Consider the following 24,531-nt stretch of genomic DNA (forward strand, 5'->3'; position numbering starts at 1 on the left):
TGGTCCTATCAAGCTTGCTGGAAATGAATAACACTGCGAATACTTTTACCTTCGTGCATTAAATCGAAGGCATCATTTATTTGCTCAAGGGGCATTGAGTGAGTAATAAAGTCATTCAATTTAAATTCTCCAGCCAGGTAACGCTCTACAAAAGAAGGCAATTCAGAGCGCCCCTTTACACCGCCGAATGCTGATCCCGTCCAAACCCGCCCTGTAACCAACTGGAATGGGCGTGTACTGATTTCCTGTCCCGCACCTGCCACTCCAATAATAATGGATTCCCCCCATCCTTTGTGGCAAGACTCCAAGGCAGCTCTCATCAGGTTAACATTGCCCACACACTCAAAAGAATAATCCACTCCGCCATCGGTAAGCTCTACGATAACCTCTTGGATAGGCTTATCGTAAGCCTTGGGGTTAATACACTCAGTGGCTCCCAATTTCTTCGCCAGCGCAAATTTGTCCTCATTAATATCGACACCAATAATTCGTGAGGCACCAGCCATCTTGGCTCCGATCACTGCGGATAAACCAATTCCGCCCAAACCAAAAATTGCCACACAGGAGCCCGGCTCAACCTTGGCGGTATTGGTAACGGCTCCCATTCCCGTAGTAACACCACAACCCAGCAGACAAACCTCATTTGAGGGGGCTTCGGGATTAATTTTTGCCACAGATATCTCAGGAAGGACTGTGTACTCAGAAAAAGTAGAGCATCCCATATAATGGAAAATGGGTTTCCCATCTACCGAAAAGCGTGTCGAACCGTCAGGCATTAACCCTTTACCCTGGGTGCCCCTGATTTTTTGGCACAAATTGGTCTTTCCGGAGAGACAAAACTTACATTCGCCACATTCGGGGGTATACAAAGGAATTACATGATCCCCGACAGAGACACTGGTCACCCCCTCACCAACGGACTCAACAACACCCGCACCTTCGTGGCCGAGGATTGCCGGGAATACCCCTTCAGGATCATCTCCTGACAAAGTGAACGCATCTGTGTGACAAACGCCGGTGGCGTGTAATTTCACGCGAACTTCACCCCGTTGGGGAGGCATAACATCGACATCCTCAATAACCAAACGCTCCCCAGGCCCCCAAGCTACAGCTGCTTTACAACGGATTGTCTCTGCACTCATTTTCAATTCTGCCTTTCATCATTCGTTCCAGTGGCGCCCAGCATAGTCCCCTAGGATTATTGGTGCAAAGCCAAGCGCCGCTGCTGAAGTAAAATCAGGAAAAATCTAAAAGCTCACCCTTATAGTAATAATTGGTAGCGCTGAACAATTATTCAAAATAATTCCTTTAATTGACTAACAATTAATAGCTTGTCGCTTCCTCCACTGCAGTGGGGAGCTTCCATGAATGGCTCGAAATGCTTTTGAGAAAGCACTGATATCGGTATAACCCAAACTTGCTGATAGTAATCCCACATCAATACTTGAGGCCCGTAGATGCCAGCGAGCAGTCTTCATTCGCGCCCCCTGTACCAACTGCTTAAAGGAGGTTCCCGCTTCATTTAAACGGCGCTGAAGCGTTCTCATTGGCATACCGAGTAAGCGAGAAATTTGCTCCAGGGAGTGCTGCTGGGCCCCGAGAGTTTGAAGGATTAAGACTTGAACCTGTCGGCTGATATCACCCTTGTGCTCTGCCAATAAGCACTTGGAAAACTCCTCAAAATATCTCATAAGACCGCTGCTGGGTTTAGCGAGGGGATAGTTCATCAATGATCCATCAAAAACCAAGCGATCTCGATCTTGCTCAAAACTAGCCTCAATGCCAAAAAAATTTTGGTAACTACTCAGCGAAGATTGGGGCTTATGCCGAAATGAAACAGAGCGGGGAGATACTTTAGAGCCAACCATCTCCTGTATCAGGCGATAGGCGGCGCCTACTGAAAGTTCAGTATACTGTTGCGCGGGAATTGCGTCGGGGAAGTGATTAACTCTCTCTGCAATCAAGCAGTCATCGGTTTGGTAAATTTTCCAGTGGTCCGCCTGGTTGTGTAACACCATATACCGATGAGTTACTGTCAAAGCACTGGATAGATTCTCACTTTCCAGTATCAGCTTACCAAGGACGCCCAGCATACGTAGCCCTTGCTTCCCCGCCAATCGCAAGCCAAAGTCACTACAGGACAAGTCCCGTGAACACAAATTAAGGAGGTCCACCAGCGTTGCAATGGGAATCAAGATATTTGGACGACGTGTACAATCCGCAGGAAGCCCCACTTGCGCTAAAAAATCTGATGACTGACCACCGAGCTGTGGCACCAATAGATTAAACCCAGCCAGCGCACCACTGCGAATTTCATAGATAGGCTTCATGTTTTATAGCTACCATATTGCCAACCTCTCATTTGCACTATCACACAGTGTCTAGGAATAATGAGCATCGGACAATAGCTATATCATATAACATAGCTCTTCAACTAACTGGGACTACCCCTATCCACAAACGCAACTTATTTGAAAGCTAGTGCCTGACTATTGTGGCACTTTCCACTATCTACTCATAAAACTATCGGTTTATACGAGAAAGAACTGCAAGGAAATTTCACATGGAAACTGAAAATCTAACACTATTTTTAGGCTGGGCTTCGATTATAAACATATTGATACTACTGCTATCAACTATTGGACTTGTCTGCCTGAGGAAGTCGATCACCAGGATTCACGCACGAATATTTGAGCTTAATGAACAAGATTTAGGCCGTGCATACTTTCAATATCTAGCACAATACAAAATTGCTATTATCGTCTTCAATATTACACCGTATTTTGCTCTAAAAATTATCAGTTAATTTATAAAAGCGGAAATATTTTGCAAAAAAATAAGAAAGGTAAACTATACCTTTCTTATTTTCATAATTAAGACGGATAGGGGAGTATTTCGGGTCCGCCGGCAGATACCCTTTTCAGAAAATGAAGTTATTTCTGAAATATTTATCAGCCACTCTTTTTCACAAACTTTGTCAGAATAACAATTCTCTGACCCTCGACCCGTCCTTCGATATGCTCAGGATTATCGCTTAAGCTGATACCGCGAACTGCCGTTCCCCGTTTTGCAACCAAACTGCTTCCTTTTACATCCAAGTCTTTGATAATAACTACATTATCTCCAGCTTGTAACTGGGCACCATTACTATCCCGATGAATCACCAACTCACCAGCCTCTGGTATTGCCCCGGCCTCTGCCCAGGCCAGCAAATCGCCATCCAAATACAACATGTCAAACAAGTCTTGGGCCCAGGTCTCGCCAGATAAGCGCTTTAGAATACGCCATGCCAACACTTGAATTGCCGGCTCGGTACTCCACATAGACTCCGACAGACACTGCCAGTGCGCACTTTCCAGCTGTGCAGGATTTTCCAGCTGGTCCCTACAGGTTTGACACAATAATACTGCCGCATCTGGATAGCCCTCTGACTGGGGTACGTCATAAACCGCCAAGCCATTTTCTGCTTTACAGAGCTCGCACTGATTTCCACTGCGTTGTGCCAACTGCTCCTGAGTCACAGCCATAAGTAACCTCAAAAAAAGTAGGGATTATACGACTGATTCTTCCTTCACGCCTCCCAAATAATCACATTTAACGGACATCGGGGTCGACCGTGAACATGATCAAGCTCAGACAGGAAGTAAATAAGACTATCAACAGCCCAGTAGTAGATGGAGCCATCAGGTTGCCGAGGGATTCACAGGCTTCAGACAAGACACTCTAGAGCACTAAGACTTCCAACAGCCGCCAATATAGATTGACGACTGTAAAGAGCATTATGCGTTAAGTCCCACACTCAGTGGTGCGAGGAGACCGCTGCTGCGAACTGCCCACCCTGCTTGCTGGCGATGGCACTGGTAATATCCCCTAAACTGAGAATACCGACCATGCGCTTTTCACTATTGAGTACCGGCATCCGGCGTAACAGCTGTTGCTCCATTTTGTGGACAGCAGACAGCAGATCATCCTCCTCCCAGCACCATTCAATCCCTTCTGTCATAACATCGCGGGCAGATAGAGAGCTTAGATTACCTCCCTGAACCACACCGCGACATACAATATCTCTATCAGTCACTATTCCTACAAGCTTGTCATTTTCTCCAATCGGTACTGCACCAATATCCTCATCGCGCAATATTTTTGCCAACTCCTGTAGTGGAGTATCCGGGGTGCACCAGGTAGCCCCCTCATGCATTGCGTGTTTAACTTTCATAGGTACCTCAAAACTCTTAAGACAAATGCCAAAGAGAGTGATGGGTAACACCCATCACCCTTAACCCCTATAGATCAGTGCACTTCAATCCGCTTTCTTTGCGGGGGATGCCCCTCATGTTTTGGTACCGTGAGCGTGAGAATCCCATCTTTGAAATTTGCATCAATCTCACTTTCGCGAACATCTTCACCAAGATTGAAACTTCGCAAGAACTTGCCGTAACGCCGCTCCTGACGAAGCACGCGGCCATCCTTCTTCTCCTTAACCTCGCGGTGCACCTCAGCTTCAAGGGTCAAAACCCCATTTTCTAGGGTTACACTGATATCGTCCTTACCCACTCCCGGCAGCTCAGCGCTAATTTCATACATATTCTTGCGCTCACTCACATCAATACGCGGAGAAAAAAATCCCTCGCGTTCAGATCCGATTGCACGGGTCGGTGAGAGCATTTGTTCAAACATATTATCAAGGTCCAATAGGGACCCTCTGGGAATCAGACTCATATCTACAACCTCTTTTTACGCTAAGCCGCAAAAGGCGCCAGAAAACTCAAGAGTCCGTCTTGCGCCTGTTACATCTTGAGTACAGTCTAGGAAATACTGCGACAAACGAAGGGATTAAGTGCCGATAAAAGCCATTACAAATTGAATATGAGAGCTGTCGTATATTTCTTTTGTACATATAAATATTAAAAACTTCCTTTCCAAGTGCACCTAAAGAGAATTTCCACCTCCATATCCATCAATAAGCAACCAGGGCTCGTGGCCAATATGGCTATTTACTAGGATTAAATAAGGCAGTTAAACGAGGATATGTTCATGGCCTTAGCATGGGTCCTTGTGGCTAACCAGTCCCAAGCGCGAATTTTTGAAGCCAACAAACGCGCGGGAAATCTCAATGAAATCCAGGCACTTCTCCATCCAGAATCACGGCTCTCTGGAAGAGACCAAGAGAGTGATGCACCCGGACGCACTTTCGACAGCTATGGTCAAGGAAGGCACTCAGTAGGTAATTCTGCAGGATTACATCGCCGTGAAGGTGAGAATTTTGCCAGAGAAATTGCACATACCCTGGAGAGGGGAAGACAGGAGGGCCAGTACGAAAAACTGTATATTGTCGCAGAACCCTATATGGTTGGCAGCTTGAGGGATGCCTTGAAATCTCCAACCCGCGCAACAATAGCAGGAGAAACAGGAAAAAATCTGGTGGCTTGTGAACCCGAGGAGATCCGGGCTCAGCTCCCTATTTGGCTATAGTAACGTTCGGCCAGTAGAGAGGCTCACGAGTGAACCTCTCTACGAACCCCACTTAAGCCCTGCTTTCTGTTAAAAGTTTATCAATCAGGGCATCCTTTTCAGTCCATAACTCATTTACCCACTGATTAAACTCCACCCGAAACTCCTGATCGGTTGCGTAGTCTCTCTCAAAAAACCGGCTGGGCAACTGGACTTTCTCAATACGAACAATCACTTTCTTTAACTTACCAGAAAGGAAATCTTTAAAAGTAGGTATACCATCAGGGTAAACAATGGTGACATTCAGTAGCTGGTTCAACTGCTCACCCATACAGTGCATTGCAAAAGCAATCCCTCCGGACTTGGGCTTTAGAAGATGTTTGAAAGGCGATTGCTGTCTTTGATGCTTCTCTTTGCTAAACCTTGTTCCTTCAAGGAAGTTCATAATACTGGTGGGCATTAGTTTAAACTTTTCGCAAGATTTTTTCGTCGCTTCAAGATCCTTACCGCGCATCTCTGGATGTTTTTTCAAAAATTCTTTGCTGTAACGCTTCATAAATGGAAAGTCGAGTGCCCACCAGCACATTCCAATCACAGGAACTTTGATCAACTCTTGCTTCACAAAAAATTTCAGGAATGGAATTCTTCGATTAAAAATCGACTGCATAATAAAGATATCAACCCAGCTTTGATGGTTCGCTGTGACCAGATACCATCCATGTTGATCGAGATGCTCTATCCCCTGTACATCCACCTGGACTCTTTGGGTTAGCTTCATCCAGCCTTTATTTAGGGTTATCCACATTTCTGCCCAAGAAATAAAAAAACCCATGAAAAGTTTTTGCAGAAAGGCAAAAGGGAGAATAAACCTAAAAACTGAAAACAAGAGTATGGGGGCTGCACAAACCAATGTGCTAATGGCCAGCAACACCGAAGATATGACCAACAGTAAAAACGAGGGGAGAAAGTTAAACATCTAAAGGCTCTTTTAATTTTCCGGGCTTACAGGTCAGGCTGTCACGCCATATTCACAGGTTACCCGTTTCTTTTTTAATATCTTGAAATCCACTTATCAAAAACTAAGCGGACTCTGCTCTCATCAGTGTATTTACATAATCCGGGCTACAGGCTGCCTATCGCAATTAACATGGCTGTGTATATTTATGGCTCATGGGAAACTGCTCCACTACAATAAATTCATGCGCCGAGCGCCTAGGCTTTAGCCGCGCCAGAGGCAATATCAAACCGCTGCAACTCTGGGAGAGTAACACGCATTTCAACCCCATATTTTTTGACTGAATAGTCTGAATCTATCGGCGATACATCAGCGCAAACTGCACGGATAAAACCAGTGACAGCAGCCCGGTGAGCGGCCTCATTTTTTCAGTATGTCCTGGATATGAAAAGGCGCCATTGTACCTTTTCTATAACCATGAATTAGTAACTTTTATCTTCCCACGCCGCAAAGGCACGATAGTAACTGGAGCAGCATTGCATCCTGCTAAACTTGGGGCTCCAGGTCGTAGAATTGCGCCGGGAGAATAGAATGGGAATTACAGGTAATAAGCAACACTTCCACCGCAAGCAATGGCTCAGCGTACAGCAGGCCGTTGACCACCTGAGTGCATTGTCTGAAGAGCCACTAACCAGTGCACATCTTGCAGACCTGGCCGATGAGCAGCTTCTTAACCTGTACTGGTACCGTCCAGGCCAAAAACTGTCCTTGGAAGATCACAAGGGGACCCGTGAACTGGTAGAGCCCGTCCGGCTCTGTTACGAAAATGCCAGTGACTGGCACGCCATCGTGGATATCTTGCGGAACAATCCAGCGCTGCCCGCCTACGAACATGACACCCCGCTTCTGGAAGATGCCGACGGAAACCGGCTGCGAATCACCTTCGACTACCACCAGCGGCCAGAACCGTTTAGCAGCCGCTGGTACCCTACCTATGCGGAGTTAGTGCTCAAGCGCAACGATTTGGAACAACTGGAACCCCATCTGTTTACCAGCCAGGCGGTTGAGACCGGGTTTGAGCGTGAGACCCTACTGAATGTTATCTGGCAGCTGGAACAACTAGCCCTTGGGGATGAAGAGCACTCCACCAGCTGGCTGGCGGACCAACTGGCACAGCGCTCTTCCGCGCTTGATCGGCTATCTTGTGAGCGCATCCTTCAGGCGGCCGAGCGCGAAAGCTCTCCGGGGCGCTCGATATAGCGCGGCATTACCTACTAACACCTTTGACTCCTTTCCCATACTCATGAACTCCCCATTGGTGGTAGAGCCCAAAGGCTGTACCCTAGTGGCACTTAGCAAATCTAAGTGTGACGTACTACCAATAGGAGAGAGAAGTGCAGGCCAAAAACAGCTCCTCCAGCTACGGCTGGGTAGCCATCGTCCTCCATTGGATAATGGCCCCTGCGATCATAGGGACTTTTATTCTCGGTTGGTGGATGCGCCAGCTATCCTACTACGATCCATGGTATCAACGAGGCCCTGAAATTCACAAAGGGGTAGGCATCATCCTGCTTGTGTTTCTACTCTTCAGGCTGGCTTGGCGCTTTGCCAACCCATCTCCGGCGAGCAACCCCCAAACTCCCAACTGGCAGAAATTTGCCGCCACCGCCACTCATGGACTGATTTACCTGTTACTACTGGCAATCATGGTTTCCGGCTATCTGATTTCTACCGCCGATGGCCGCCCTATCGATGTCTTCGGCATAGTGAGCATCCCTGCAACCTTACAAGGAATTCCCAATCAGGAAGACATTGCGGGATCTATCCACGAAATCCTTGCCTGGGGCCTGATTGGACTCGTAGCAGCACATGTCTTGGCAGCCCTCAAGCACCACTTTATTGACCGTGACGGCACACTGCGCAGAATCATCGGCATCCGTGTAAAAAGTTCTACAGACAATCACTCACACGTACAAACAACACTCTCAACCACCAAATAAGGAAAAAATGACATGAAGAAGCTCTCTGTATTTCTTATTGCAGCTCTGATGGGGACTGTAGCTCAAGCAGCGGAATACAAAATCGACACCAAAGGGGCTCACGCTTTTGTGCAGTTTCGTATCAAGCACCTTGGATACAGCTGGCTATACGGCCGTTTCGATGACTTCAACGGCTCCTTCTTTTACGATGAAAAGCAGCCGGAAAAATCTTCTATCAATGTCGACATCGATGTAACCAGCCTCAATAGCAATCACGCTGAGCGCGACAAGCACCTGCGCAGCGATGACTTCCTCGACGCTGCCAAATTCCCCACTGCTACTTTTAAGAGCACTAGCTTTGAACCTTTGGAAGACGGCAAAGCCCGTCTAAATGGCGAACTGACCCTCCGCGGTATCACTAAGCCAATCACAATTGACGTTACCAATATCGGTGGCGGTAAAGACCCTTGGGGTGGCTACCGCCAGGGCTTCAGTGGAACCACTGAGTTCGAGCTGAAAGAATTCGGTATCAAATCCCTAGGCCCAGCCTCCCAGAAAGTTGAGATGATCCTGGATATCGAAGGTATCCGTATCTAACAACAAAAAAGTACGCCCCCTGAGCCCGGAAATACCTCCGGGCTCCCCCCTAACTGCGCTTCGCAACACTCCAATAAACTACGCAAGCAGCAGCCGCAGCCAATAGCCAGTCGACGCCTGCCATCAACCCTTTCGGTAAGAAAAAAGCTAGCATTGTGATGACAATACATGTCCCCAATAAAGTCAGCAGTGCTCGCGGGTTCCAGCCACAGAAATAGTAATAACGCCCATCACTTTCGCTGTAATACAACTGCCCTACATCCATCTGGCGCTTCTCTACTAAGTAGTAGTGAGACAATATGACACCGTAGGCAGGCGCCAGAAAAACCCCCACCCAGTTTACGAACGCCACTAAACCGATTTGTTTGATAACAGCGGGCCACAAAGCACTAATCAGAAAGGCCAGAAACAGCGTTATCAATGCCGCCCTGCGAAACCCCAGGTACTTTGGCAGAAAATTTGAAATATCGTTAACTGGAGCCACAAAGTTCGCCACCACATTGATACCGGCCGTTGCTGTAAAAAAAACAACCGCGGCGATCAATGACAGCTCCAGATTCCCAAGCTTCTGCACGATATCAGTGGGGTTTGCCAAGTTCTGGTGGAAAACTGACTGGGCGGCGATAGTGGTGAACAGAACAATTATCGCAAAGCCAGTCATGTTTATAGTGATTCCCAGCCAATTCCCCCTTCGCATAACAGACTCGTTCTTACAGAAACGAGCAAAATCTCCGTAACTTAGGATTATCGGCGCATAGAGAGCCAACATAGTACCTGTGACTTTGATGAGCTGGACCAAGCCATCGCCCCAGGATGCTATAGACCGATCAAAGAAAGTAGCAACTGCAAATACAAACTGTCCGTCACTTCGAACCACTAGCATCCACAACAGCGCGAGCATCACTCCATAGACACATGGCGCAGCCAGGTTGATAAACCAACGGATCGTATTGATACCTTTGAAAAATAGAAGAGCCTGAAATAAGGAGACAAGTACGAGGGAAGCCCAATCGATCCGGTCCATTGCCAGCCACTGCCCTCCGACAGCTTGTGGCCACCACTCTCTCAGCAACAAAGACATGGCATGGGCAGCAAACCAAGTCTGCGCACCGTACCAAAATATTGCCACGCTCCCCCGAAGCAACGCAGGGACGTTAGCACCTCGGATCCCCATACTCGCCCTGGCCAATACAGGAAACGGTATACCGTATTTAACACTCGGTTCACCGATTAAATTTAATAAGATGATAATTAAAATTGCTGCAATAGCGATCCCAGCGAGAACCAGCCAAGCATTCGTATTGGGACCGAGGAATAGAGTTGCCGCCAGGGTATAGCCAGCGAGACTTTGTGCAGCGTTGGCCCAAAGGTTAAAGATCGTCAGAGTGCCCCAGCGTTTTGCTTCGGGCTTCACCACCGCTAAATTTTCATTCTTTAGCTGCAAAGTGTCACCTAAGTGCATTTGATTAATAACGCGCCAAAGCAGCTACTTCAAATCAACCTTTTCAACAATGACATACAAGCCGTCATAAGTGCCAAATTTAACAGTTAATAATATATATTCTCTTTTACAATTGAGACTTATTTTCAATAACAGTAAAAGTGGTATCCATTTACCAAATTAGCAGTAATGCCGCTAGCACTGGCGCACAACTGTGAAATATATTGTGTAGCCATCGATTAAAGAAGATGCGATCGACAAAGATGCATGTAAGTATCCATTAAACTAGTGTGCAGCCGTGTACTTGGAGAACATTAACCAAGTCACAAGTAAAAGTACGAAAAGGTCTTTAAGATTTTTGACGGCGGCACAACTTTTCAGCGAAAATGGAAGCAATTACTGACAATTATTGCACTCCCTCTAGAGACAGTTATCAAGGGAGCGCAAAAATAGAACAATTTCCAAAAATCGTAGTGACTAAATCATTCAGAACTGGGGCAATCCTCTCCGAGACAAGCAGTGAGACAGCGGCGCAGAGCAGCGCCCATCACAACAAGTAGTGTCTCAGCTCAAGGGAAATAATCGCCGCAGATGGTAAGCCAAGACTCCGTACTGCTGAGGTATTCGCAGGACAAGCACAGCGGGCATCCACCAGTATGAATGAGCTTTGTCGCAATCAGGCCACAACTTGAGTTGGCCACGGCAGAAGGGTAGGAATATGGCTTGCTTACAGCATCCAGATAGGGAACAACCAGTTTACTTAATGGCACACCACACCATTGGGCGCCGGCAGGGTGCAGTAGACACAAGAATCACAAGTGCTGAGATATCGGGCATCCATGCCGCAGTGCAGTGGACCGGTACTCATTGGAATATTCGCGACTTGAGTCGCAATGGTACCTGGCTAAATGGCCAGCAGCTGGTGCCCGCTAAGAGCTACCCACTCCAGACCGGTGACAAAATCGCTTTTGGCCGGGCTAATAACCCAGCCTGGATCGTCGAAAACCTCGACGCTCCCGAGAATTTGCTGATCGATATTCACTCCGGCGAGGCACAACCGCTGGAACAATACCACCTGCTGCCCGACGAAAATGAGCCTCTCGCCAGTCTTCAGTACAGCCCCCTAACAGGACAGTGGTTGTACGAGTTCACCGGCCCATCTGCTGAGGACGGCGATAAGATCCTGGTAAATCATGGCGATCGTATCGATTGCGGCCTGCATAGCTGGCAGCTCTTCCTGGCGGACAACCAAGGGGCAACGAAAGAGTTGTCACTGCAACAACTGTCTATTATCGACTTTGAGCTGAAGTTCTCTGTGAGTTCCCACGAAGAGCATGTGCAGTTACAACTTCAGCGGGAAGGCATGAAGCAATCCTTACCAGCAAGAATCCACAACTATCTCTTGTTGTACCTTGCTCGTGCCCGCCACAAAGATATGCAGAGCGGCATGGACACTGACTCCCAGGGCTGGGTTTCTATTCAGGTAGCCACTCACGAGCTGGGTATCACTGTTAACCACTTAAACACCCAAATTTTCCGCGCCCGCAAACAAATCTCTGAATCCCTACCTGATGCAGTGGATACATCGAGCCTGGTAGAGCGTCGATCCTGGGAAATCCGTATTGGTTGCCCGCAATTCGAAATTTATAAAGGCAACCAACTCGAGGCAAGAGCAGAGCCGGAAACGGTATAGCTTCATCTCCAGACAGGGGGCTTAAGGCTAAGCCCCTTATTATCTATTCAGTAATTATTTGCCAGGGTGGCGGAGCTGAATCTCTTATCCCTCGGCAAGAATTACAATGTCAGCGCAACCACCCTCTTATATCGGCCGGTACAAGATCATCAGGCAGCTTGGAGCCGGGGGAATGGGAGTTGTGTACCTCGCCAAAGATGAGCGACTTAACCGAGAGGTCGCTATAAAGCGATTGCTCAACAACCCTGAAGACGAATCTGCCTCACGGCGAATTCGCCAGGAAGCATTACTGCTCGCACAACTAAACCACAACCATATCGTACAAATTTATGATGTTGTTGAGGAGCAGAACGATGTAGCCCTGGTTATGGAGTATGTTGATGGCCGCCCACTCACCTATTGGGCACGGGAGTTTAACCCCAGCCTCCGCCAGAAAATCCAGCTACTCAAGCAAATCACTGCCGGTCTTGCGCGTGCCCATGCTGCCGGAATTATTCACCGCGACTTGAAAGCTGACAACATCCTTATTGACAGCAATAACATCGCAAAAATCGCTGATTTTGGAATTGCGCGGAGCTGGCAGGATACGAAAGAAATTACCCGCGAGCAGCATATCGCTGGCAGCTGGTACGCAATGTCTCCCGAGCAGGCCCTCGGCGAGAATCTGGATAACCGCTGTGACTTATTTGCCCTGGGAATGCTCGCCTATCACCTACTGTGTGATCAGCCTCCCTTCGGCAAGCATGGAAGCCCATACATTATTATCGATCGGATCATCAACAACCCGCACCCACCCGCAGGGGCCATAAACCCCGGACTTCCTACGGCGCTGTGCAAGTTACTGGATAAGCTGCTGGCCAAAAACCCGGACAAACGCCCCGTCAGTGCTGCCGTTGTAGCCACCAATTTGGATGTGATACTGAGCCAATTAACATCGGATCATGAAACCGCCGATGACCATGACATCACGATCACCACGGAAGACTTTCATGTACAACATCGACGTACAAACAAAGGACACAAACTTCTAGCCGGCATACTCCTGGCATCCGGTGCGATGTTACTCGGCTTAACCGCCGCTGTTTTTCCTGAACTTTCTCTATGGGGAAGTAAAGAACCCTCGGCAAAGTACATTGCGATTATTGAGCCAGACTTATCAAACCTGCGCAGCCGAGAGGAAAAGCTACTGGCCAATAACCTTCTCAGCTCCATCAAACAGGGGCTTTCCGATCAACCAGCGCTACTACTGGTACCCTATTCGGAATCCCAGCAACTAAAAGGCAAGCCTTTGCGGGAGCAGGCGCAAGCGCTCAACGCACAGCTGCTGATGCAATTTGCCCTAAACTGTGAGGCCGCCGCCTGTGAAGCTTCATTTGCCCTTATAGAAACCGAGGGGTTTGCTGAAGTCGCCAACCGTAGTGCCATGCTGAACCTGGATGCACCGCTGGAGAGCCGCGCACGTGTCTTGCAGCAACTGCACTATCTACTTCCCAACCACCCAACAGGAAGCCTAAGAGTTCAGTTCAGCCTTAGCCCTGAAGATTACCAGCAATACCTCGAGATATTCGAACAGCGCAATAATGAAGCTAATGTTGCCGAGGCAATTACCAAAGTTGAGGCTCTGCTAAAAAGGAACCCCTACTTCCCCTCCTACTATGAACTGTTAGCGGATCTATTAGCCACCCACCTATATCACTCGCGGGATACCAAAATACGCGGCCGACTCACAGGGCTTCTCAACAACATACCAACAAAGATTTCCAACCACCCAACGGTGTTGATCACTAAGTTGCGTATTGCCATCTTCCTGGCAGATACAGAGCTTACAGAGTCCTTACTTGCAAAACTAAAGCTGCAACTACCTGATCAGGCTCTCTACTACTTCCTGCGCGCGAAAGCCTATCAGCGAGGGGGGAATTACAACCGTGCGCTTGAAGTCATTAACCAAGCACTCAACATTCGAACCAGCCCTCTTTATCTTCGCCAAAAGGCTTTGACCCTGACCCTGATGGGGCAAATGGAAAAAGCGAGGCCTCATCTTTTACAGGCCATCCGTCTCAACAATCAATATATTGATGCTATCTCCTTGCTTGCAGCCAATGAATTGGATTCAGGCCGACCCAAAGAGTCTATCCGGCTCCTTAGTGAGGTGGGCTTAAAGCATTTAGGAGACCGGGATACCTTCAACCTTTGCTTGTCCTATTACATCGAACAGCAGCTGCAGGATACAAAAAACTGCCTGAGTCATGTTGCTGAACGGGCCCCTAACGATCCCCACGTATATCTGCTGCTGGCAGAGATTGCCCGCCTGGAAAATAGACAGCTGCAATCACAAGAATTTGCCCAGCGCGCCCTAACCTTGGCACAAAAGCAGGAGGACTGGCTTGGACTGTTACTGCGGGCAAAGGCCTATTCTGAACTGGGGCAGGGTGAGCAAGCCATTGAGACACTATTAAAGATGGATAACACCGCTCCAGACGGCCTATTTGTCAATTACAGCCGCGCCCAGGTTTACATGGCCTGCGGCGATATGCTTTCCGCCAAAGCCTATATACGAAAAACTTTGGAGTTAGGCATGGCTCCAGTCTGGTTCACAACAATTGGCTTTCAACCTATTTGTACTTTGGCGAATTTTGATGATTTACGCACCAGTTATCCAACACTATGTTCTGGTAGGATTGACAGCTAAACAGTCAAAAGCAAGTCGAACAGAATGGAATAACGTGAACCATTTCCTCTTAAGAGGCGACAGATACCTTCACGAAATTGTACTATCAGGTAAAATTCCCCATCCATCCGAAAAGAACACATTACAATGGACGTAGTTGCGTTAGAGAAAACTGAGGAATATCAAGACCGTTATAGGGTTGAACGCACCCTCGGCGCCGGTGGTATGGGGGTTGTTTACTTGGCAGAAGATGTCAAACTCGGCCGCAAGGTAGCCATAAAGCAACTCAGATCAGATATGACCGGCAACTCTGCTGAGGCTCGTTTTCGCAGTGAAGCCCAGTTACTAGCACGGTTGAACCATCCAAACATTGTACGACTGTACGATGTTATTGAGAAAGATCACAATATCGCTTTGGTAATAGAGCTAGTTGAAGGCGTTACTCTCAAAGAATGGATGCGTGAAAATTCACCAACTTTAGCAGAAAAGCTAGACTTATTGATGCAAATCTGTCAAGGCTTGGGGAAGGCACATTGCCTGGGAATTATCCATCGGGACCTCAAGCCAGAGAACATTTTAGTCACCAATGATGGCATCACCAAAATCAGTGACTTTGGCATTGCTAAAGCTTTAGACTGCGATCAGGATTTAACCAGAGAAGATCATATTGCTGGTAGTGTTCAAGCCATGTCTCCAGAGCAACTCCAGGGAGGCAAGCTAGATGCGCGAAGTGACCTTTTTAGCCTCGGAGCTATTGCCTACGAACTAATATGTGATTCAAAGCCTTTTGAGCGTGGGGATAAAAGCGCTTTGGCTTTTGCCCACCAAATTACTCAACGCCCTCATATTCCCCCCCAGCAGTCATGGCCAGATATCCCTAAACCATTAGCGGCTCTACTAGACCGTATGCTAGCAAAGCGGCCCGAACAACGCCCAGAGTGCACTCAGCAGGTTTTTGAGGCACTAGAGCTTGTAAGAAAACACGGTATTGATGCTGATACACAGCAATATTCGGAAACAGTTACCCAGCTATTGATTCGCCCCCGTAAAAGGCGGGCGCGTATAGGATCATTATTGGCGGCTATAACCGCTACTTGCGCTGTAACATTTTGGGGCTGGAAGACTTACATGCAGCTTCCACCACAATACTTAACCGTCCTACCAGTAGAAGTGAACGGCAAGGATTATGAGCAAAATGAAAAAACTCTAATTGAAGCAATGATAAGGCAAGCATTGCTTAGCGCACCTGCCCAACTAAAATCTACCGCCTTAGTCAGCCATAGCCCTCTCAAAGAAGCTAGCCTTGAAGAGCAAATTCAGAACTTGCACAATAGAGGGGTAACAGATGCTTTGTTGGCACGCGTAGATTGCATCCAGATGCGATGCAATATTGAGCTACAACGTATCAGCCCAGCTGATGGTCAGATTCGCGAGCAAACCTCTTTTGTATTTCTGAGCAACAAAAGGCAAGAAGCCCAATATACAATCGGAAATAGTGCCGTTGAGCTTTTTTCAAAAAACTACCGTAAAGACCCTAACAAAGAAGCTCGAATGGAGCCCGCTGACTATAATCAATTTTTGAGTATCTTATCCAAATTTGATGGAGATTCTGTAATAGTTTCAGAAGATCTAGAGCAACTTAAAGAGTTGATAGGGAAATACCCTATAAACACCAACTTGTATTTGGCCTATGCTTCAGCTGCTGGAGCCCTATTCTCTATTACTGATGACCATAAATTACTGTCAAGTGCGTTGGGAATACTTACTAGTGCAGAAGGTTTTGGCGCGGATGAATCAGCAATTTTAGAAGCCAAACTGAGGATTAAGTCCCTAGGCACAGATAAAGAAGGCTTCGACCTCATACTCAAAAAACTCCAGAAAAAAGGCCACCCTTCAGCAAATAATCTAGCTCAATTTTCTCGCTTTTTGTGGGTTCAAGGAAGTTATGAAGAAAGCTTACGTTACGCAACAGAAGCAGCCGCACTTAACCCATCTTTTAACAATTATTACTATATGGCAATGAATCAGCTCTCACTAGGTGACTACGATTCATCACGAAAGACTCTTGAATTCTTAATAAAAAATTACCCTAAAAAATGGCGCTCTCACAATCTTTTAGGAGTGATAGAATTGGAAACAGGTAATTATAAAAGAGCTGAAGAGATCATTTCCTCTATCCCGGCAAAACACCGTGACTGGTCAACCAAGTCCAATCTCGGAACCGTCTATTTCTACCAAGAAAAATACCCTGAAGCATTAAGGCAGTACAAAGAAGTCTTAAGATCATCTCCCGAAAAGCCACAAATGTATGTACATATTGCAGAAACATATCTGATGCTGTCTAATAAAGCTCAAATGGAAAAGTACTTTTCCAAAACTCTAGAGCTTACATCTCAGGCTGAGACCCTCAGAGACAGACGCTACCAAGCACAAGCGCTTGCCTACCTCGGAGAAACTGCTAAATCAATCTCCCTAATCAAAGACCTACTACATGAAGCTCCCGATAGCACTTATATCAAGCATACTGCAGCACAAATATACGCCTTGGCTCAAGAGTGGCAATCAGCCAATTATCACACAGAAGAACTAATTAACCAGGGGATGAGTGCAGAGTGGTTTACTCTACCAGCATTCCAAGAGCTCTGCTCTCAACCCCAAGCTTCACAAGCAGTGAAAGAAACAATATGCTTTACATCGGAACCGGGTTAATCGCCGCCTCGGGATCGCCGGAAACAAAATGCATGCCTGTATCCGCATCCACACACATCCACAAGAAAGCAAAATTATCTGGAATCTCTTCTTTGTCTTTGATCTTGATAATCAATGTAGTGTATTCACCTTCCACTTCCTTGGCTCTGGCTCGAAATTGATGGCGAAAGTCTGGAGTTAATGCAATCAAACCATCCAGCTTGTGATTTTGGCGATATCGAACAAATTCAAGGTTTCTTCCTGGTACCTTAGAAAGGTCTAAGGTTACTTTTAAAGTAAGTACACCGCCGCTTTGAATGTTGATATTCCAATTACCAAAGTACTCTTCTTCGCTATCATTTCCAGCATTAAAAAGAGGCCAATATTGCGCCTCTTTGTCCACCTGCTCTTGCGGTTGCAACATTAGCTCAACGGTCAGCCCCTCTTTGGGTACCTCAAGGTTAAGCAGGGGGCGCTCAGCACAAGTTTTCATCTGTTTCATCCCTATATCTGAATTTGTTATATGGTGTCACCAAAGGACGATTTATTTTCTGTAAAATACATCCGTGACTGCATCATCATAACCGGCTCCAGCCTTAAAAAAAGCCGGCAGAACAAAAAACTACCAGCCCGAGTTGATGGTCCCAACCATCGACGGTTACAACAACTCTATCAAGAGCAAATTCGACATCCGTGCCCGGACAAGCATATCCAGTTGAATCGACCAAGATTCTACACCTGTCGATTTCAGCTTGACCGCTCAGCTTGCGCTGAATCCCTAACCCCCTAACGCGCACAGGGCGATAGGGGAATTAAATCCATCCGAAATTTTATTGTGGGAGCTGCCCTTCCATGGCGAGGCAACTGTTCCCACAACCACCTGTAATCCCTCAACTGGGCCTCAATGTACAGACTTAAGGACTACAGGTCGATCACACCTTATTACAGGGAAGCACACACCATACATTTAAAAGGGACACATAGAGCACACAGAGTCACCGTACGCCAAAAATAATATTTAATCAGCGCTTAACTTAAGTAGAATCGAGACACAAGGATTATTCCTTTTCCACTATTGCGACGCCGAGACCAAAATCAGGCCATATTTTTTAAATAAATATAAAACTGTTCTTGGAACTTGTTGAAATCAATCGATGATCCCATTCACCAACTTAATCTAATTTGAATTGCGTCACAGAACTTTATTGGGTGCTACATGGCAGGCTTGAAGACTGGAAAATATTGTATGGGTAATAGCTCTCAAAATGGAGCCCAAATTAAAAAAAAGCCGGCAGTCGCAAAACTGCCGGCCCGAAATGATGGTCCCAACCATCGACGGTTACAACAACACTATCAAGAGCAAAATTTGGCATCCATGCCCGGACAAGCTCATCCAAGAGAATCGACTAAGACTCTACACCTGTCGATTCCAGCTTGACCGTTCAGCTTGCGCTGAATTCCTTTATTTCATCGCACCACCTAAGGCTGCGAGGAAATTAAATCCTGTTTAAATGTTGTGGGGGCTGCCTTTCCATGGCCGGTAACCATTACCACAGCCACCTACCCCCTCAACTGGAAGCTACTGTACAGATTTCCAAATTACAGATCGATCACGCCAAAACACAGCAAATTACATACTAATTGCCCACCAAGTGTTTTATACGCCGCACAGGACTGTTAGAGTCACCATATAACAAAAAGCATCACGTAGTGAGGACACAATGGAAGCGAACCTAGAAGATGTAAAAATTCTCTCTCCCCGCCGCAACAGCACCGAGGCAAAAAATATTGATGAACTGGCAAAAGAGCAATTGCAGCACTTTTGTATTGATAGTGAATCAGAACATGGAAAACTGTTAGAACAGACCGCAACCCTGCTCTACCAGGCACAGGGCAATCTAAGCCAGCTGTGGAGCCAGGTAACCGACACGCTCCAGCGCTTAGACAAGTCTGACAAGATTGCCTATTTCAATGCCAAGCGATTTATGAGTTTCCAGCTGGCTAAATTATTGGACACCTTACAAAACCCATTGCGAGCCAGCTTTCAAAGCCTGCAAGGGGACGACTTTAATATCACCACACGGGGCGGTTACCCCCTGTTCGATAATATTCCCGCTATTTTTTCTGCAACCCCGGTAATTGCCCGCACAGCAACTTACATTTATGCCTGCACCGAGTGGGTGGACGATGCTTTCCGTGGGCGCGAGCCGAGCCACGATATTTATTCACGTTTACTCAACCCCACTTCCATTTCCCTGGCCAATGCTATTGTGGATTTGGAATGCGGACCTGAAGCCAGTGAATATATGGCCTGGAATTTTAATTCCGGTATGGCTGCAATCGATGCACTCCTGTCAAATCAATTGCGCCACGGGGATATCTTAATTGTTTCCAGGAATATCTATGGCGGCACTCACCAGCTGTTACAGGATTTCTACGCCCGCAAAGATAAACTGTCTATCAATCTGGCCTGGTTTGATGGCACTACCGGTGAAGAGTTCGAAAAGCTACTGGCTGATACCCAGCAAGCATACGCAGACGCAATCAGTGCCGGAGCAAAAATACATGTCTATATTGAATCGCCATGCAATCCCCACGGGATCATGCTGGATGTACCGGCTATTTGTAAAACCGCTCACCGGGAAAATATCCTGGTAAGCCTGGATGCCACCCTGGCAACCCCTTTTCTATATCAGCCACTACGCCGCAAAGATAGGGAAGAGAGACCGGATTTTGTTGTTCACTCCTACACCAAGGATATCGGTGGCACCGGCGCCGCCACTGCCGGTGTGGTTATCGGCGAAAACCACCGCATGTTTATCCCTAAAGGCGACAGCGCAAAAGGCCTTAATTGGGATCAGTGCATGTTCTGGGATGTTTATTACATCAAGGGGGCTTTCCTGGATGCAGACAAGGCCTGGGAAGTGCATTGCGGTATGCGCACCTTGGAAATGCGTATGCTCACCAAGTGTATTAATACTTTGAGCCTCAGCCATTTCTTTGCCAGTCACAGCAAGATTCGTGTCAACAGCCATGCAGTGGAAACCCATCCCAATTCCGGGCTGCGAGAATCGCTGATGCGCTACCAGTTCCCCACACCATTATTCAGCATTGACATGGAAGCTGCGCAAATTCCCACCGAAGCCTTTAAAAGTTTCTTTGACGCGCTGGAGCCCGCTTTCGGGCAGATGGTGAGCTTGGGCCAGACAAATACCATGGTGCTCTGCCCTGCCCTGACATCTCACTCAGAGCTATCACCTGAAGCGATGGAAGCGGCGGGTATATTCCCAACCACCATCCGAATTTCTGTTGGGGATGAAAATATGGCGCAGATGGCCGCTCATGTGATCAACTGCGCGCGCCTGCATCTCGATCCAGTTAGCCCTGATTTTAGCGAGGGCTTTATCGCCCCGGAAGAAGCCGACAAACTCTTCAGCCGCTTTTATCTCGAGTCGCACCAAAAAGTGATAGAGACACAGCCAAAAATTGTGGACTATCTCTAACCATCCAAAACAAATCCATCACCGGTAGATAGCGCCGGTGATGGGCGCTTGTTGCACTATCCTATATCCCGTAGTATCACGCTTTCTGTCCACAATTTAATCAATTCAAAATGCCGAAACTTTCCACGTGGCTCTTCGCCTGGATTCTGTGCTGCTTATCCACTGTTGCAATGGCGCAAGGCTATGAAAAGCTCTACAGTGATTATCGCGGCAGCCTCTATCAAATTCGACTTATCGAAAAATCCTCCAATTCAAAAGCCGGCCTGGGGTCAGGCTTTCAAATCTCCCCCGATGGATTGATCGCCACCAACTACCACGTAGTGGCTCAAGCGGTTAGTGAGCCGGACGAATATTCCCTGGAATACCTTGCAGTTAATGGCACCCGGGGAAAATTAACTCTACTGGATATTGATGTAGTCAATGACCTGGCGCTGCTGCGCCAGGAGAAACCGGGAGGCGAATACCTGGAATTGGCGACAGACACCCCCAAAAAAGGGGAAACCATTGTCTCCCTGGGCAACCCATTGGACCTGGGCATGACCTTGATTCCCGGGACCTATAACGGTATTGCCGGCGGTAGCTTCTACGATCGTATTCACTTTGCCGGATCTATTAATCCGGGAATGAGCGGTGGGCCAGCGATCAATACCCAAGGGCAGGTAGTGGGCATTAATGTGGCGACTGCAGGCAACCAGGTTAGCTTCCTGGTACCAGTGGATAAGCTGTCGTCACTTTTAAAACACTACCGCGCTGAAGGCGGCACTCTCAACCTGAAGCAAGTAACTTATCAACAGCTTTTGGATAACCAGCAAAAAATTATCGACTCAATACTGAGGGCCGACTGGCAGCGTCGCGCCCTCGGTGAGGCCCAGGTTGTCGGTGAAATAATTCCAGCCATTAAATGCTGGGGAAACACCCAAGAGAGCGAAACCAATCCGATCAAGCGAATTGATAAAGGCTGCACCGGACAAGATGTTATTTTCCTTTCCGACGACTTCAACACCGGGCGGGTAGAGTACGAATTTTTCTGGCTGCAGGCGGAGGATCTTCTGCCCGCGCGCTTTTATGCGGAGTACGAAGGACAGATGGACTCCTTTTACCCAGGCAATAGCGCTGGAGAAGAAGATGTAACCAATTTCCGCTGCCAGCAAGGATTTACCTCTCAGGAGCGCGGCAATGAAACCTCAGTGTCCAAGCCGGATCGCAATCGCGAGCCCCTGATCGCGCGCACCAGCTACTGCGTCAGGCGCTACAAGGACTTCCCAGACCTCTACGATATTTTCTTCCTGAGCCTAAGTGTGGATCAGAAAAATCGCGCACTGGTCAGCCACTTTACCTTGTCCGGCTTTACCCAGGAGTCCGCCGACGCCTTTACCCAGAAGTTTACGAGCGAGATCCAATGGCCCTGATTATTGAAGAACTCAATCGCGCCCACCGGGTGCAGCTGCGCTACCGAATGGACGGGGATAAATTTACCCTGGGCCGCGCTTACGACAATGATGCAATTCTGGAGGACATCCACTCCGATGCCCACCATGCCGAAATCAAGCGGGGAGAGGACGGCCAGTACGTCTTACACGACCTCAATTCGATCAACGGCTGCCAGCTTTTGGGAAACCTGAAAGACAAGTCCGTTAAACCCGATACCATCGCTCAACACAGGATATCCTCCGGTGACTTGCTGCAGTGTGGGAAGTCACGCTTCCGGGTTTTCCATACGGATGACCCGGTACCTGAAGCTACCCCTCTCCATTCACTGGAAAACCTGTTTTCCAGCTTGTCCCACCCCCTGGGAGCAATACTGCTGCTGTTGTGTTTTGGCTTCGCCAGCGTACTGATGAGCTACCTCGGTTACGCCCGTAACTATCAATGGACCATTGCCGTCAACATTCTTGCCACGGCCATAATTGGCATGGTGATTTACGCCGGAGTCTGGGCGTTTATCGGCAGGGTAGTCAGGCATGAAACACACTTTTTCACCCATCTATCCATCGCCGCCATAGGTGCACTTACTTACACCTTTTGGGAATGGCTGAGGGGGCTAATCAATTTCAATTTTGCCATCGGCACCACTATTCAGGTCCTGGACTTCCTGGTACTCGCCATCATATTACCGGCAATGCTCTGGTCCGCCTGCTATCTGGCCACCAACCTCGCCAGGGGCTGGCGCTGGACAGTGGCACTGACACTGCCACTGGCATTCCTCGGCCTGGGTTTAGCTGAAAGCGTTAACAACATGGACGAATTCAGCGAGGTTCCACCGATATCCACAGAGCTGAAATACGATAATATGCTATTCCGCAACCCTGTTCCCATGCAGGAATTTATTGGAAATTCGGCCGACCTGTTTGATATCCCCATCAAGAAAAAAGAAACTAAAGAAGGCGCTGAAGGCTCCTCCAGCGACAATCAAAGTAGTACCGCAGAGGTAGAATCATGAGCAAGATTTATTGGAGCCCAGGGCTCGACCAGCTGGAACCCTATACACCTGGGGAGCAGCCCAAGAGTGAAACCCTGATAAAGCTCAATACCAATGAGAACCCCTACCCTGCCTCCCCCGAAGCTTTAAGGCTCTTGGAGCAGCACGACTTTGCCGATGCATTGCGCCGCTATCCCGACCCGGAGTCCTGTGAATTACGCCGCGCTATTGCCGATAAGCACAATCTCTCTGCCGAACAAGTATTTGTGGGCAATGGCTCCGATGAAGTGCTGGCGCTGAGCTTTTACAGTTTTTTCCGCCGCAGCGAGCCCCTGCTATTTCCGGATATCACCTACAGTTTTTACCCGGTTTATTGCCAGCTCTTCAATATCAAAAGCCGCACTGTTCCCCTGCACGGCGATTTCTCTATCCAGCTTGAGGACTATGCCGCTCCCGCAGCCGGTGTAATTATTCCCAACCCCAATGCACCCACGGGACGGTACCTGCCGCTAGAGCAAATTGAACAGCTCTTGCGCTCACAGCCTGAGAGAGTGGTGGTTATTGATGAGGCCTATATCGATTTTGGCGGACAAAGTGCAGCAACACTCATCGATCGCTACCCCAACCTGTTGGTGATACACACACTGTCAAAGTCCTATGCCCTCGCAGGGCTTCGCCTCGGCTTTGCCATGGGGCAGAAGCACCTGATTGAAGGATTGCTGAGAGCCAAGAACTCCTTTAACTCCTACCCCATTGATGCCATTGCCCAGCGTGTGGCCACCGCAGCGATCCACGATACCGCCTGGCACAGCGACAATTGCGGCAAGGTCATCGCGACTCGGGAGCGCTGTGAGCGGGCGCTTATAGACCTGGGGTTCGAAGTGATTCCTTCCCAGGCCAATTTCCTCCTGGCCAAACCACCGGAGCCCGGCGCAGAAGCCCTGTACCTGGCACTGCGGGAGCGTAATATTCTCGTACGCTACTTCAACAAGCCCCGGATCAGTGAGTACTTGCGTATCTCTATTGGCACCGATGAAGAAATGGAGCAGCTGATACGGAACTGCAAAGAGATACTTGCGTCACAGAGCTAGCACTCTGTCTGTCTATACTCGTCGGGCGCCACTTGAGGTGGCCCGA

20 protein-coding genes are annotated in these 24,531 nt (G+C 48.1%); 12 read left to right on the forward strand and 8 right to left on the reverse strand.

The features are described from left to right. Window positions 1–8 precede the first annotated feature (8 nt). Complete coding sequence (locus ACJJII_RS02800; RefSeq protein WP_444918203.1) at window positions 9–1,142, reverse strand: S-(hydroxymethyl)glutathione dehydrogenase/class III alcohol dehydrogenase; 1,134 nt, start codon at window positions 1,140–1,142, stop codon at window positions 9–11. Window positions 1,143–1,316: 174 nt separating this feature from the next. Beyond that, the gene (locus ACJJII_RS02805) at window positions 1,317–2,330 is read right to left on the reverse strand and encodes an AraC family transcriptional regulator (protein WP_444918204.1); all 1,014 of its coding nucleotides are present in this window, start codon (window positions 2,328–2,330) and stop codon (window positions 1,317–1,319) included. Between the two features lie 233 nt (window positions 2,331–2,563). Here ACJJII_RS02805 and ACJJII_RS02810 point away from each other — a divergent pair, with 233 nt between their 5' ends. Further along, window positions 2,564–2,806: a DUF6868 family protein gene (locus ACJJII_RS02810; protein WP_444911533.1), complete on the forward strand. Its 243-nt coding sequence runs from the start codon at window positions 2,564–2,566 to the stop codon at window positions 2,804–2,806. Window positions 2,807–2,951: 145 nt separating this feature from the next. Here the strand turns inward: ACJJII_RS02810 and ACJJII_RS02815 are convergent, their stop codons facing one another. From ACJJII_RS02815 to ACJJII_RS02825, 3 genes are all read right to left on the reverse strand, one after another. Further along, window positions 2,952–3,527 (reverse strand): PhnA domain-containing protein, encoded by a 576-nt coding sequence (locus tag ACJJII_RS02815; RefSeq protein ID WP_282931227.1) that lies wholly within the window; start codon window positions 3,525–3,527, stop codon window positions 2,952–2,954. A gap of 272 nt (window positions 3,528–3,799) precedes the next feature. Beyond that, window positions 3,800–4,216, reverse strand: a complete 417-nt coding sequence (locus ACJJII_RS02820; protein ID WP_282931226.1) for a CBS domain-containing protein — start codon at window positions 4,214–4,216, stop codon at window positions 3,800–3,802. A gap of 74 nt (window positions 4,217–4,290) precedes the next feature. Then, window positions 4,291–4,719: an Hsp20/alpha crystallin family protein gene (locus ACJJII_RS02825; protein ID WP_282931225.1), complete on the reverse strand. Its 429-nt coding sequence runs from the start codon at window positions 4,717–4,719 to the stop codon at window positions 4,291–4,293. A 315-nt stretch (window positions 4,720–5,034) separates the two neighbouring features. On the opposite strand from ACJJII_RS02825, the gene ACJJII_RS02830 reads away from it, so the two are divergent. After that, window positions 5,035–5,472 (forward strand): host attachment protein, encoded by a 438-nt coding sequence (locus tag ACJJII_RS02830; protein WP_282931224.1) that lies wholly within the window; start codon window positions 5,035–5,037, stop codon window positions 5,470–5,472. A gap of 52 nt (window positions 5,473–5,524) precedes the next feature. Here ACJJII_RS02830 and yihG read toward each other — a convergent pair whose 3' ends face one another. After that, complete coding sequence (gene yihG / locus ACJJII_RS02835) at window positions 5,525–6,427, reverse strand: 1-acylglycerol-3-phosphate O-acyltransferase, YihG family (RefSeq protein ID WP_444918205.1); 903 nt, start codon at window positions 6,425–6,427, stop codon at window positions 5,525–5,527. A gap of 570 nt (window positions 6,428–6,997) precedes the next feature. On the opposite strand from yihG, the gene ACJJII_RS02840 reads away from it, so the two are divergent. The 3 genes from ACJJII_RS02840 (at window position 6,998) to ACJJII_RS02850 (ending at window position 8,982) form a co-directional block, all read left to right on the forward strand. Next, window positions 6,998–7,666 (forward strand): hypothetical protein, encoded by a 669-nt coding sequence (locus ACJJII_RS02840; RefSeq protein ID WP_413663348.1) that lies wholly within the window; start codon window positions 6,998–7,000, stop codon window positions 7,664–7,666. A gap of 134 nt (window positions 7,667–7,800) precedes the next feature. Next, window positions 7,801–8,406, forward strand: a complete 606-nt coding sequence (locus ACJJII_RS02845) for a cytochrome b (RefSeq protein ID WP_444892046.1) — start codon at window positions 7,801–7,803, stop codon at window positions 8,404–8,406. A gap of 12 nt (window positions 8,407–8,418) precedes the next feature. Next, window positions 8,419–8,982: a YceI family protein gene (locus ACJJII_RS02850; RefSeq protein ID WP_282931220.1), complete on the forward strand. Its 564-nt coding sequence runs from the start codon at window positions 8,419–8,421 to the stop codon at window positions 8,980–8,982. Between the two features lie 49 nt (window positions 8,983–9,031). Here ACJJII_RS02850 and ACJJII_RS02855 read toward each other — a convergent pair whose 3' ends face one another. After that, window positions 9,032–10,426 (reverse strand): cytosine permease, encoded by a 1,395-nt coding sequence (locus ACJJII_RS02855; protein WP_444892047.1) that lies wholly within the window; start codon window positions 10,424–10,426, stop codon window positions 9,032–9,034. 715 nt (window positions 10,427–11,141) lie between these two features. On the opposite strand from ACJJII_RS02855, the gene ACJJII_RS02860 reads away from it, so the two are divergent. The 3 genes from ACJJII_RS02860 to ACJJII_RS02870 all read left to right on the forward strand — a co-directional run bounded on the left by ACJJII_RS02860 (window position 11,142) and on the right by ACJJII_RS02870 (window position 17,493). Beyond that, entirely contained in the window at window positions 11,142–12,116 is a 975-nt protein-coding gene (locus ACJJII_RS02860; RefSeq protein WP_444918206.1) for an FHA domain-containing protein, read from the forward strand. 106 nt (window positions 12,117–12,222) lie between these two features. After that, window positions 12,223–14,805 (forward strand): protein kinase domain-containing protein, encoded by a 2,583-nt coding sequence (locus ACJJII_RS02865; RefSeq protein ID WP_444918207.1) that lies wholly within the window; start codon window positions 12,223–12,225, stop codon window positions 14,803–14,805. A 126-nt stretch (window positions 14,806–14,931) separates the two neighbouring features. After that, window positions 14,932–17,493, forward strand: coding sequence for a protein kinase domain-containing protein (locus tag ACJJII_RS02870; RefSeq protein WP_444918208.1), 2,562 nt, complete (start codon window positions 14,932–14,934; stop codon window positions 17,491–17,493). Here the strand turns inward: ACJJII_RS02870 and ACJJII_RS02875 are convergent. Further along, window positions 17,474–17,974, reverse strand: a complete 501-nt coding sequence (locus ACJJII_RS02875) for a hypothetical protein (protein ID WP_444918209.1) — start codon at window positions 17,972–17,974, stop codon at window positions 17,474–17,476. The two genes, ACJJII_RS02870 and ACJJII_RS02875, sit on opposite strands and share 20 nt — an antisense overlap. A gap of 1,219 nt (window positions 17,975–19,193) precedes the next feature. Here ACJJII_RS02875 and ACJJII_RS02880 point away from each other — a divergent pair. The 4 genes from ACJJII_RS02880 (at window position 19,194) to hisC (ending at window position 24,485) form a co-directional block, all read left to right on the forward strand. Beyond that, complete coding sequence (locus tag ACJJII_RS02880) at window positions 19,194–20,975, forward strand: trans-sulfuration enzyme family protein (RefSeq protein WP_444918210.1); 1,782 nt, start codon at window positions 19,194–19,196, stop codon at window positions 20,973–20,975. Between the two features lie 110 nt (window positions 20,976–21,085). Further along, window positions 21,086–22,384, forward strand: a complete 1,299-nt coding sequence (locus ACJJII_RS02885) for a S1C family serine protease (RefSeq protein ID WP_444918211.1) — start codon at window positions 21,086–21,088, stop codon at window positions 22,382–22,384. Then, window positions 22,375–23,415: an FHA domain-containing protein gene (locus tag ACJJII_RS02890; RefSeq protein WP_444907242.1), complete on the forward strand. Its 1,041-nt coding sequence runs from the start codon at window positions 22,375–22,377 to the stop codon at window positions 23,413–23,415. Before ACJJII_RS02885 ends, ACJJII_RS02890 begins: the two co-directional genes overlap by 10 nt. After that, a complete protein-coding gene (hisC, locus tag ACJJII_RS02895; RefSeq protein ID WP_444918212.1) occupies window positions 23,412–24,485 on the forward strand; it encodes a histidinol-phosphate transaminase in 1,074 nt (357 codons plus the stop codon). Before ACJJII_RS02890 ends, hisC begins: the two co-directional genes overlap by 4 nt. Window positions 24,486–24,531: the final 46 nt, after the last annotated feature.

It is taken from the genome of Microbulbifer maximicatervae (SeqCode) (assembly GCF_052467825.1).